12 protein-coding genes, 2 pseudogenes and 1 other annotated feature are annotated in these 11,179 nt (G+C 28.3%); of the genes and pseudogenes, 10 read left to right on the top strand and 4 right to left on the bottom strand.

Annotated features, from left to right (window positions below; all coding sequences use genetic code 11):
* Positions 1-71 precede the first annotated feature (71 nt).
* The 4 genes from VK071_08890 (at position 72) to VK071_08905 (ending at position 2,404) form a co-directional block, all read left to right on the top strand.
* On the top strand, positions 72-434 hold the full coding sequence (locus VK071_08890; GenBank protein ID HLR35419.1) for a metalloregulator ArsR/SmtB family transcription factor: 363 nt from the start codon (positions 72-74) through the stop codon (positions 432-434).
* Between the two features lie 126 nt (positions 435-560).
* A complete protein-coding gene (locus VK071_08895; GenBank protein ID HLR35420.1) occupies positions 561-704 on the top strand; it encodes a hypothetical protein in 144 nt (47 codons plus the stop codon).
* A gap of 160 nt (positions 705-864) precedes the next feature.
* Entirely contained in the window at positions 865-1,350 is a 486-nt protein-coding gene (locus tag VK071_08900) for a nucleoside 2-deoxyribosyltransferase (protein HLR35421.1), read from the top strand.
* 319 nt (positions 1,351-1,669) lie between these two features.
* Entirely contained in the window at positions 1,670-2,404 is a 735-nt protein-coding gene (locus VK071_08905; protein ID HLR35422.1) for a GGDEF domain-containing protein, read from the top strand.
* A 741-nt stretch (positions 2,405-3,145) separates the two neighbouring features.
* On the opposite strand, the gene epsC is transcribed toward VK071_08905, so the two are convergent.
* The 3 genes from epsC to VK071_08920 all read right to left on the bottom strand — a co-directional run bounded on the left by epsC (position 3,146) and on the right by VK071_08920 (position 5,176).
* Positions 3,146-3,676 (bottom strand): serine O-acetyltransferase EpsC, encoded by a 531-nt coding sequence (gene epsC / locus VK071_08910; protein ID HLR35423.1) that lies wholly within the window; start codon positions 3,674-3,676, stop codon positions 3,146-3,148.
* Between the two features lie 4 nt (positions 3,677-3,680).
* Positions 3,681-4,601 carry a cysteine synthase A gene (gene cysK, locus VK071_08915; GenBank protein ID HLR35424.1) on the bottom strand — a complete coding sequence of 307 codons (921 nt, stop codon included), beginning with the start codon at positions 4,599-4,601 and terminating at the stop codon, positions 3,681-3,683.
* 58 nt (positions 4,602-4,659) lie between these two features.
* Positions 4,660-4,894, bottom strand: a binding site (T-box leader).
* Positions 4,895-5,053: 159 nt separating this feature from the next.
* Entirely contained in the window at positions 5,054-5,176 is a 123-nt protein-coding gene (locus VK071_08920; protein ID HLR35425.1) for a hypothetical protein, read from the bottom strand.
* 142 nt (positions 5,177-5,318) lie between these two features.
* On the opposite strand from VK071_08920, the gene VK071_08925 reads away from it, so the two are divergent.
* From VK071_08925 to VK071_08945, 5 genes and pseudogenes are all read left to right on the top strand, one after another.
* A complete protein-coding gene (locus VK071_08925) occupies positions 5,319-5,606 on the top strand; it encodes a hypothetical protein (protein HLR35426.1) in 288 nt (95 codons plus the stop codon).
* Between the two features lie 54 nt (positions 5,607-5,660).
* A complete protein-coding gene (locus VK071_08930; GenBank protein HLR35427.1) occupies positions 5,661-6,701 on the top strand; it encodes a GerMN domain-containing protein in 1,041 nt (346 codons plus the stop codon).
* Between the two features lie 420 nt (positions 6,702-7,121).
* Positions 7,122-7,364 (top strand): annotated as a pseudogene (locus VK071_08935) (proline reductase-associated electron transfer protein PrdC).
* 137 nt (positions 7,365-7,501) lie between these two features.
* Positions 7,502-7,831: pseudogene (locus VK071_08940) on the top strand (D-proline reductase (dithiol) protein PrdB).
* Between the two features lie 25 nt (positions 7,832-7,856).
* Positions 7,857-8,852: a proline racemase family protein gene (locus VK071_08945; GenBank protein HLR35428.1), complete on the top strand. Its 996-nt coding sequence runs from the start codon at positions 7,857-7,859 to the stop codon at positions 8,850-8,852.
* Positions 8,853-8,860: 8 nt separating this feature from the next.
* Here the strand turns inward: VK071_08945 and VK071_08950 are convergent, their stop codons facing one another.
* The gene (locus VK071_08950) at positions 8,861-10,747 is read right to left on the bottom strand and encodes an ATP-dependent helicase (GenBank protein ID HLR35429.1); all 1,887 of its coding nucleotides are present in this window, start codon (positions 10,745-10,747) and stop codon (positions 8,861-8,863) included.
* 132 nt (positions 10,748-10,879) lie between these two features.
* Between VK071_08950 and VK071_08955 the strand changes: the two genes are divergently transcribed.
* A partial coding sequence (locus VK071_08955) for a DUF134 domain-containing protein (GenBank protein HLR35430.1) occupies positions 10,880-11,179 on the top strand: 300 nt, incomplete at its 3' end.

The following is an 11,179-nucleotide window of genomic DNA, read 5'->3' on the forward strand; positions in this document are numbered from 1 at the left end:
GGAAAACCTAAGAAGGTTTTTTGAAGCTATTGAAAAGGAAAATGAAAGTTTAAATAACACGAGGTGATATTGTGGATTTAATACAAGTTATGAAAGCACTTTCCGATGAAACACGAATGAGAATATTGAATATATTAAAAAATGAAGAGCTATGTGTATGTGAAATTGAGGCAATACTTGATGTTACACAGTCAAATGCTTCTCGCCATTTAAATAGATTGATAAATGCAAAAATATTAGATAATTACAAGGTTGGAAATTATGTATATTATAAAATAGATGAAGATGGAGTAAAGGAATATCCATTTATAAGAGAAATTATAGAAGAGCATACTATAAAAGATCCATTGTATGTAAGAGATTACGAAAGATTAAAAATATACAAGAAAAGTGGTCTTACTTGCGATAAACTTAAAGAAGACAAAGTTTTTTAATAATTTAAAAAGATTATGGAAGAAATGGGATAAAACTAAAAGTAGCATTTATATATCTCTATAACTCATGTAAGTTCTAGATAGCAGAAACATTGATAATTTTTGTAGAAAAGTAAGTTTCTCTTTATGAAGAATATTTTATGGGATTTAAATAGAGAAGATATAATTGCAACTATTAATTATAATATAGGAGCTACTTTTTTTGAAAGGGATGAATGTGAAAAAGCTTTATATTATTTAGAAAAATCTACACCCTTGCTTATGTTTTAAATTATTAAGATTGGGGAAAACATTTAAATGTGTGCAAGAAAAAAATGAGAAGTTTTGTCTTTATATTATTTTGAAATAAAGAATTCTTGTAGTCATATATGTAGTATTTAAAATAGGGAATTATTCAATAGCAATAAATGAAAAAGGTGGAGATATATTAATGAAAGCATATCTAGCAAATGGATTATTTGGTATGGGAGATAGATTGTTAAATTCTTTAATGGCGTCAAAAATTAGAGAAGAAATAGAAGAAATTGATTTATATGTTCCTCAAGAAAATGATGAAATCAATGATAAAAATGCATATGCAGATTCTGTTACCATTGCAAAAGCTGACATGGATAGGCTTAAAGAAAGTGATTTTTTAATTGCAGTAATAGACGGAGTTGAAATTGATAGTGGTGTTGCCGCTGAAATAGGAGTATTTTATATGCTGGATAAACCTATTTTTGCAGTATATACAGATGTTCGCCAGCAAGGAAGAGATAATAACAAAAAAATTCAAGCACTTATTAATGATGGTACAGAAAATCAATTTATGTATAAAAATTTATTTGTTATTGGGCTTATTAAGCAAACAAAGGGAGGAATATATTCTACCATTGAAGAACTTATAGAAGCAATAAAAATTACTTATGAAAACTAGTATTTACTACTTGAACCTATCTAACTATTACTTTGCTTAGAAATAGAAGAGTCTAGAACTTCTCCCATAAACATAAGGTTTTGTTGTTTACATAGGCTACCTATTGAGGCATTTCTTATATATAATTAGTTCCCTACCTAAGTTTTCAGTCAGAGGTGAGGTGTTCTTGTTTAGTTTGGATAAAGATTTAATATAGGATTTTTAAGCCTACTAGTTTACAGGGAAAACCATTAGTGATAAAATATTGTATATTAGAATAAAGCTAATTTCCTAGTTCTAAAGTCCAATACCTTATATAATGAATCCGGGGGAGAATTATATGCATATTCATAACTCCAGAAAAGAAAAATTAATATATATAATAGTAGACTGTGAATATAAGATTCATTATAGCAATGTAGAAAATAAGGTAGCTTATAATTATATAAAAAGATTGAATATTTTAGAAAAATTATCGGAGGAAAAGCCTGCCTGCTATATTTTAGAAGATTATTATATTTGTATTGACAAGTTTTTTATAGATAATAATACTTACTACATAATTGCAATTAGCCAGGAAGTATATAAATGCAGTAATTGTACTAAAAGATTTAGAGATTTATTAACAGGATTGTATAATAGAAACTATTTAGAAGAGCAAATTAATAATTCTAAGTTAATAAAATATAAATTAAAGAATTATTGCTTAATTTTTATAGATATAGACAATTTAAAGGGAATCAATGATAATTATGGACATGTAAAAGGAGATAAAGTTATTAAGATAGTTGGAGAGTCCATAAAAGATAGTATGAGGAAAGAGGACATTGCTATAAGGTATGGTGGAGATGAGTTTATAATTCTAACTTTTAATCAAAACAAAAAAATTGCAAACAGTATAATTCAAACAATTAAAAAAGAAATTAGACAGAGTATAGGGAAGGAAAAAATAAACATTAGTATTAGTGCTGGTATAGCTTGCACTGATTGTTTTATTAATTTTCAAGATATGCTAAGAATAGCGGATAAAGATTTATATGAAGAAAAGAAAATGAAGAAATACGAGGGCTCGTAGATTAAACCTATTTTCAAATGATGAGTCTGAGTAACTTAGAATTTATAATATTATAGAAAAGCTCTCGTAGCATAAAGAGCTGTTCTCTATTTCTCTCTATGATATTTGATTAATGAGTCCCTATATAATGATGTTTAATCATATTACCAGCCTTTCTTATATAAAATTAGACAATTTATTTTAACCTTCTTTATATTCTTTCTCTGAAAATGGAACAAACTCCTTCTTAGTTTAATAAACTTCTACAAAAAAAGCAAAATAAAATTAACAAAAAACTTTCTTTATAAATTTAGTCATATTTTTACCGAAAAATGATATAATAGAAAGGAGGGATGATTATAGGGGAGGTGCTAGCTCCCCTATGTGTTACTTTGTGTGAGAACTCGTATTTTTATGCGAGTTCTTTTTTGTTTTTTTCGTACATTGGAATGTTATTATACTAATTAGAAGATTAAGTAAGGCTGTTAGAAATTTAAGGAAAATTTCAATTGATGCCATTTTTTCCACCTCCTATATATAAACTCAAAAGAGTTAATAGTCTATAGGAAAGGAATTTAAATTGACAGATAGATAAGATGAATTCTTGGGTTAAGAAAATTGATTTGTTAAATAGGTAAAACATGCTTTCACTACTATTGTATGACCTATTTAGGAAATTATTCTTTATTATTTTAATAATTACATGGATATTGAGGAAAATAAAAAAGTGGAGTGTTTTTTACTCCACTTTATGCTAAAAATCTATACAGTTTTTTTATTTATCCTAACCACCTTAGCAGGCATGCCTACTACCGTTGTATAGGGAGGAACATCTTCTAAGACCACAGCATTAGCACCTATTTTTGCCCCTTCTCCTATAGTTATTGGGCCTAATATTTTAGCTCCAGATCCTATTATTACATTATCTTCTACTGTAGGATGGCGTTTTGTATTAGGGTCTCCACCAATTCCACCTAATGTAACTCCATGATACATGGTTACATTATTTCCAACTTCAGCAGTTTCACCTATAACCACACCCATACCATGATCAATAAATAAATTTAGTCCTATTTCAGCTCCAGGGTGGATTTCTATACCTGTTTTTTTTCTAGCTTTTTGAGAAATTATCCTTGACAATATATATCTTTTTTTCTTATAAAGCTTATGGCTTAATCTATGGCGAAGGATAGCTTTTAAACTAGGGTAACAAAAGATAGCCTCAAATAGATTTTTAGCTGCTGGATCCTTTTCTAATATATTTTTAGCTTCCTCTATTATAAATTTAAACATAGTATTATTCTCCGTTAAACAAATTTGTAGATAAATATCTTTCGCCAGTATCAGGAAGTACTGTAACCACTTTTCTTCCCTTTCCTAGTTTTTTAGCTATCATAGTTGCAGCTGCAACATTTGCTCCTGAAGATATGCCACAAAATATTCCCTCATATTTACTAATATTTCTAGCATAGAAATATGCATCTTCTTCATCCACTTGAATGATTTCATCAATAATAGTTTTGTCTAAAATTTCTGGTATAAAGTTTGCGCCTATTCCTTGAATACCATGGCTACCAGCTTTTCCTTCAGATAAGAGGGGAGATTTATTTGGCTCCACTGCAACTATTAATATATTTGGATTCTCTTCTTTTAATCTTTTACCAACTCCAGTTATAGTGCCACCTGTTCCTATGCCTGCTACAAAAGCACCAATATTTTCTCCTTTAATGTCATTTAAGATTTCCACTGCTGTAGTTTCATAATGAGCTTTTATATTATTTATATTGCCAAATTGATCTGGCATAAAATATCCTTTTTCATGAGCAAGTTTTTTAGCCAACTCAACTGAACCAACCATACCGTTTTTTCCATCTGTTAATATAACTTCTGCTCCATAAGCTTCCATAAGCTTTCTTCTTTCTACACTCATAGTATCTGGCATTACTATTTTTACTTTATATCCCCTTGCTGCTCCTATCATTGCTAAGGCAATGCCAGTATTTCCGCTGGTAGGCTCTATTATTGTTCCTCCTTTTGTAAGGATTCCATTTTTTTCAGCATCTTTAATCATATATAAAGCTGCCCTATCCTTTATACTCCCCCCTGGATTAAAAGATTCAACCTTTATTAGTATATCTCCTATATTATTTTCATCTCTATTATCTAGTTTTATTAAAGGTGTATTTCCAATAGTTTCGTAAATATTATTAAAAATCATTTTTATTACCTCCAATTTAATAAAATAAAAAACCTCTCACCTCAAGTATATATAAATATACAGAGGCAAAAGGTTATTTTGCGGTTCCACTCTGCTTAGTGAAAAATCCTATCTCGGTTCAAGTACTTGCATACTCTAGTTCTATAACGGGAACATCCGTCTTAGTCTACTGTGTTTTTCGACTAAGAACTCATTGGTGCACTTCAAATATATCTTGTATAGATTCTTTCCACCAGTAGAATCCTCTCTAGAATACAATAATATATTCTACTTTACCAAATCTTAGTTTTAAAATAATATTGTATTATAAGTTATTATACTATAATATAACATAAGTGTTCATAATAGTAAATAGGTTTTGAATATTTTATTAAATTAATAGTATTTATAATAGAACAAGGTCCTATATAGTAACTAATGATATAAGACCTTGTCTTTTTTATACCCTTATATTAGAATTTCTCACAGTTACAGAATATAACTACAAGTAATAAGAAGAAGAAAAGTAAAGAATCATCAAAATCATTACCTCTACGTCTTCTACATCTTCCATAATCTTTATTTTTATCAGTCATATTTGCACCTCCTTTCGAATAAGGAGAATTATCAGGTTCAATATAGATTATGCTGTAGATTTAGAAATTGTTAATATTAGTTTTATAATTTCTTTACCTTTTGAATATACATTAATAAATAGATTTTTGAGGAGGTAAAGAAATGTATAATGAATTAATGTTAAGTGAGACTATGGCTACTTTTGCAGGTCTTGTAGTAGCAACTTCGGCAATTGTTCAGTTCACTAAGCCGATTATAAAAAAAATTTTTCCAGATGGGGTCGTTAGAATTTATTCCTTTATTATATCTTTAATACTTACCCTAGTATTTGCAAAAACTGGCTTTGGTCTACAGGGTATACTTTTAGCCTTAATAAACTCTATACTAGTAACTATGTCTGCAATGGGGGTATATGAAACAGTATCAGATCCAAAAGCTCAGAAAAAATAAAGGTATATTAGATTCATGGACTAGGAAATAATAGTAGTTACAAAGGAGGGTATTATGAAGAAATTTCTTTGTATACTGCTATTAATTATCATGATTTTAGTTGGAACTTTAAGTTGTGAAAATAAGGTTCCTAAAAAGTCCAATGAAATGCCAGAAAAAATATCTGATTATTTCCCTTTTGAAAAAAATATATTGAAAGTCTATGAGGATTATGGCAATGAATATGGAGAACAAACTATATTTTTTGACTATATAGATGATAATAAGGCCCAATTAAGAACTATAAATCCGGGAACAATTATTATTTCAGTATTAGAATATACAGGAGGAGAGTTAAGGGAAATACATTCAGAAGAAGAATTTTATCATATCGAAAATAAAATCAAAACCAATAGAATAAAGAATCACATATTATTGAAAGAACCTTTAAAAGTAGGGACAAATTGGACTTTACCAAATGGAAATAAAAGAGCAATAACGGGTTCAGATGTGGAAGTTGAGACACCTATTAAAAAATATAAAGCTTTAGAAGTTACTACTGAATATGGAAACAATAAAAAACAGTTAGATTACTATGTAAAGAAAGTAGGTCATGTAGCACGAATATATAATGACAACAATGTAGAAGTAAAGACCTTGTTAAAAACTGTTGAAAAGGATAAACCTTATATTTTGAAATTAAGATTTTATTACCCAGTAGTAAATGATACAAAAATTGTATTTGTTGAAAAGAAAGTGGATTTTAATACTAATGATAGAATTGAAGACATAATTGAAAGAGAATTTAAAAATATATCTACAAACAAGATAATTCCTCCAATTTCACCAAATACAAAAATTAAGTCTATAAAAGTTGATGAGAGAGAAAGCTTAGTTAAAATAAATTTTTCTAAAGAATTAATTGAGGAAATGAAGGTGAAAGATACTTTAGAAATGCAAAAAATAAGAAGTATAGTAAATACCTTGGGGAATTACTATGGCGTAAGTAAAGTATATATTTCCGCAGAGAATAAGCCTTATAAGACCAAAAATTTCACTTTAAAAGAAGATGAATATTTTACTGTTGATGATATTTCTATTGAAAAGTTGAGATAAGATTTTAATCCCCTTTAAAGCTAATTTAGCCCTAAAGGGGATTAATGTAAAATTATCCTTGTTCTTTTTTGTTTTTTGAATTCTTATTATTGTTATTGTTGTTACTGTTCTTCTTATTCTTATTATTGTTCTTATTATTGTTTCTTTTTGATTTATTCTTTTTCATTTCTTAATCCTCCTTTCAAAAGATTTGTAGGCTCCTATATAGTATTACACTTTTTTAGAAAATTACTATTTATTGTAGTAAAAAAATAAATATAGTAATATATAGGTAGAAAACAAATGAGGTGAAATTATATTCCTTCAAGTTTGTAGTATTCCTGTAAAAGAAGTAATGAGTAAAGATTTATTTATAATTAATGAATCTGATGAAATAATGAAGGCTACAGATTACCTTTTTAAAAACAACAAAAAAGAAGAATCAAATATTTACCTGATATGTATCCAGCTGGAGATGAAAGGGCAGTACTTATGGAACTATTTGGTGTAAGGTTAAAGCCTGGTCAGTTACCTTTAGAAGCAAAATGTTTAGTGTCCAAAGTAGAGACGGTAAGAAATATTACGTTAGCTATAGAAGAAAGAAGGCCAGTAATTACAAAAGATATAACTATAGGTGGAAGAATTGATTTCGAAACATATGTATTTCTAGATATACCTATAGGAATTTCCGCAAAATCTTTGAAATCTAATTAGGAGGATTAAACTATGGAGAATTAAAATACATACCCTCTGAAAGGTATTATAGAGGAATAATAATTAAGGTAACCGATGGATCTATAATTATAGATTTTAAGGGAAGAATTGCTAAAATATTAAAAGAAGAAGGAGTGGATGGAATAGTTATGATTGGTGGGTGAGGAACATGTTATCGCTCTGCCGTGATTGTGCAGAGAGCAATTGAAGAAGCAGGAATACCTACTATTATAATTGCTGCTTTACCTCCTGTGGTGAGGCAAAATGGTACTCCTAGGTGTACTGCACCTATAGTTCCAATGGGAGCTAATGTTGGAGAACCTCATAATGTAGAGATGCAAAAAGGAATACTTAGAGATACTTTAACCCAATTAGTAGAAATTCAAACACCAGGAAGAATAGTGTCTCTGCCTTATGAGTATATTGCAAAAGTATGAGAAAGGGGGAGATATTGTGGAGGGGATGAATAGTTTTAAAACTATTGATACACATACTATGGGAGAACCGACTAGAATTATAACCGAAGGTCTCCCCTTTATACCTGGCAATAACATGATGGATAAGAAAAATTATTTAGTAGAACATTTTGACTATATTAGGACAATGACTATGCATGAGCCAAGAGGACATGGGGATATGTTTGGAGCTATCCTTATGGAACCTACAAAGAAAGAAGCAGATATTGGGGTAATATTTATGGATAGTGGTGGATATTTAAATATGTGTGGTCATGGTTCAATCGGTGTTTCTACTATCTTAGTAGACGAAGGTTATGTAAAAGTTGAAGAACCTATTACAAATATAACTTTAGATACTCCAGCAGGATTGGTAAGGGCCAAAGTAGAAGTTGAGAATAAAAAAGCTAAAGGGGTTTCCATAGAAAATGTTCCAGCCTTTTTATATAAAGAAAATATAAAAATAGAAATATCGGAACTAGGACAAGTACCAGTGGATATATCTTTTGGAGGGAGTTTTTTTGCATTAGTAGATAGTAAATATTTAAATTTGAAAATTTCTCTAGAAAATATAGATGAGATAATAAAATTAGCATTAATAATTAGAGAAAAGATAAATAATAAGGTGAAAGTTATACATCCTAATATTCCTGATATAAATAAAGTAGATTTAGTTGAAATATATGGCAAGCCTACAAATAGTATAGCAGATTTAAAGAATGTAGTAATATTTGGGGCAGGCCAGTTTGATCGTTCTCCCTGCGGTACAGGTACAAGTGCTAAATTGGCATATTTACATGGTAAAAATAAATTAAAAAAGAATGAATATTTTGTGCATGAAAGTATAACCGGAACTATGTTTAAAGGGAGAATATTAGAAGAGGTAAAAATAGGAGAGTATAATGGAATAATTCCGGAAATTAAGGGAAGAGCCTTCATTATTGGCTATAGTCATTTAATAGCTCAGGAAGAAGACCCTTTTAAACATGGTCTTATAATATAAATAAAATATTAGGAAGAAGAGTTGGGCATAAAGTTCTCTAATTCTGTTATGAAACGAGAAGGTTCAACTCTTTTTCCATCTTTATAATCATATGTAATTAAATCTAATATTTTTTTAGCCCTAGTCATGCCAACATAGAAAAGTCTTCTTTCTTCTTCTAAAGCCTCAATATTGCCCTTTTCAAAGCTAGAAATAGAATGGTACATAGGAAATTCTCCATCTATTAAATCAACTATATATACATTTTCAAATTCTAATCCTTTAGAAGAATGTACAGTGGACAATGTTATACCTTTTTTATTATCTTTAGAATTATAAGTTAAATAGTTTAAATGTTTTAATCTATCTATAAACTCTTCATAATTATTTGTATTTGATGCTATTAGTTTTAAGTAAAATACTATTGTTTTTAAAGAATCGTAAGAATAACCAAAACGTTGAGAACTTTCTTTTATGTAATTACTATATTCCAATTGTTGTTCAATGAAATTTATAGCATCATAAGGTTTAAGTTTTGAAAGCATGTGAAAATCAATTTCTAATTTTCTTATTTCCTCTATATGGCTTTTCTTAAGTTCAGGAAATTTAGTTAGTCTATAGAAAACAGATTTATTATAATACAAAGTTTTTATGAAATTAATATAATCTTTTCTAATATATCCTCTAGTTTTATAATAAATTCTCTCAAAATCATCTATACTAGAATTATCGTAAGCTAAAGCTAGAAAAGAAATAATATCTTTTGTTATCCAATGGTTGAAAAAATCTATCTTTATATCTTTCATTTTAAAAGGGATATTATTTCTATCAAAGTATTCAATAATTCCTATACTAGAAATATTATTTCTATACAAAATAGCTGTATTATCAAAGCTTTTCTGATTTAATAATTGCTCTATTATATATTCATATTGATCCGCCATATCTTTAAATTTTAGTATATTTATAGGTCTATGGGAGCTATTATTTGTACTAATAGATTTATTAAATCTCTGAGTATTTTGTTTAATAAATTTATTACAAACAGAAACTATATTTTTGGTAGAACGATAATTTTGTTCCATATAAAAAACTTTGGTTTTTGGATAATTTTTTTCAAACTCAAAAAGAGCCTTAGGAAAAGCACCTCTAAATCCGTATATAGACTGATCATCATCAGCAACTACAAATAAATTATTTTTAGGTCTAGAAATAATTTCAATAACTTTATTCTGAACTTTAGATGTATCTTGTCCTTCATCTACTTGAATAAATTTATAGCGCTCTCTATATTTTTTTAATAAATAATTATCTTTTTCTAGTACTTCTAAAGTAAGAGTAAGCATATCATCGAAGTCAATTAAATAATTTTCCTTTTTATATTTTTCATAGGAATTATAAATATTTTTAAAATTACTTATATCTATATCATGGTACTCTAGATATTCATCGACTGTAAGTAGCATATTTTTAATATAGCCTATAGCATTTATTGTACTTTCTAATTTCTCTTCTGGCATATAAGACTTATTCACATCATAATATATTTTTCTTAATATTTTCTTTTTACTAATAGGTTTTCTTTCATCTTCAATAAGTGTAAGTTTTAAATTATTTCTATAGGCATATTTATTAAGAATACTGAAGGCGAAGCTATGAATTGTAGAAAATCTAATAGGAATAGAAGATATACTTCTAAATTCACTGTAAAATCTATTTTTCATATCCTTAGCAGATGCACGACTAAAAGTAATAGAGAGTATTCTTTCTGGACTTATTTTATGGTTGTATATTAAATTAGCTGTTCTGTGTATAATTACTGTAGTTTTTCCTGCCCCAGGTACAGCCAAAACTAAGGCAGGTCCTTCTACATGCTGTACGGCTAATTGTTGTTGGGAGTTTAGTTTGTTTTTCATCTAATAACATCTCCTAAGTACGACATATATTTAATTGTATCATAGAATATGGACCATTTAAATTGGGTAACTTTAAATAAATGGTAGGTTATACTATAATAATATTATATGAACCATTAGGAGGGGATTAATTTGGCAAGACCTATAAAATGGAGAAGGGTAGAATATATACCTAAATTTAGATATTTCAAACCAGCAGGGATTGAAAGAATAAAATTAGAAAAAAATATATTAAAAATAGAAGAAGTGGAAGCAATTAGACTTAGGGATTTAGAGGGATTGGAACAAAAAGAATGTGCAAAAAGTATGGAAATATCAAGGCAAACTTTTCAAAGAGTATATAATTCTGCAAAGAAAAAAGTTGCTGACAGTTTAATAAATGGTAAGGCTATAAAAGTAGAAGGTGGACATTATACTCAAAATATTTGTAAT

The sequence above is a fragment of the Tissierellales bacterium genome (genome assembly GCA_035301805.1).
Classification (GTDB): Bacteria; Bacillota; Clostridia; order Tissierellales; family DATGTQ01; genus DATGTQ01.

What these genes read in the sequence shown, in the direction of transcription:
- VK071_08920 (HLR35425.1), bottom strand. Translation starts at nt 5,176, where the DNA reads ATGACTGATAAAAATAAAGATTATGGAAGATGTAGAAGACGTAGAGGT.
- VK071_08905 (HLR35422.1), top strand. Translation starts at nt 1,670, where the DNA reads ATGCATATTCATAACTCCAGAAAAGAAAAATTAATATATATAATAGTA.
- VK071_08930 (HLR35427.1), top strand. Translation starts at nt 5,661, where the DNA reads ATGAAGAAATTTCTTTGTATACTGCTATTAATTATCATGATTTTAGTT.
- VK071_08945 (HLR35428.1), top strand. Translation starts at nt 7,857, where the DNA reads ATGAATAGTTTTAAAACTATTGATACACATACTATGGGAGAACCGACT.
- VK071_08950 (HLR35429.1), bottom strand. Translation starts at nt 10,747, where the DNA reads ATGAAAAACAAACTAAACTCCCAACAACAATTAGCCGTACAGCATGTA.
- VK071_08895 (HLR35420.1), top strand. Translation starts at nt 561, where the DNA reads ATGAAGAATATTTTATGGGATTTAAATAGAGAAGATATAATTGCAACT.
- VK071_08900 (HLR35421.1), top strand. Translation starts at nt 865, where the DNA reads ATGAAAGCATATCTAGCAAATGGATTATTTGGTATGGGAGATAGATTG.
- cysK (HLR35424.1), bottom strand. Translation starts at nt 4,601, where the DNA reads ATGATTTTTAATAATATTTACGAAACTATTGGAAATACACCTTTAATA.
- epsC (HLR35423.1), bottom strand. Translation starts at nt 3,676, where the DNA reads ATGTTTAAATTTATAATAGAGGAAGCTAAAAATATATTAGAAAAGGAT.
- VK071_08925 (HLR35426.1), top strand. Translation starts at nt 5,319, where the DNA reads ATGTATAATGAATTAATGTTAAGTGAGACTATGGCTACTTTTGCAGGT.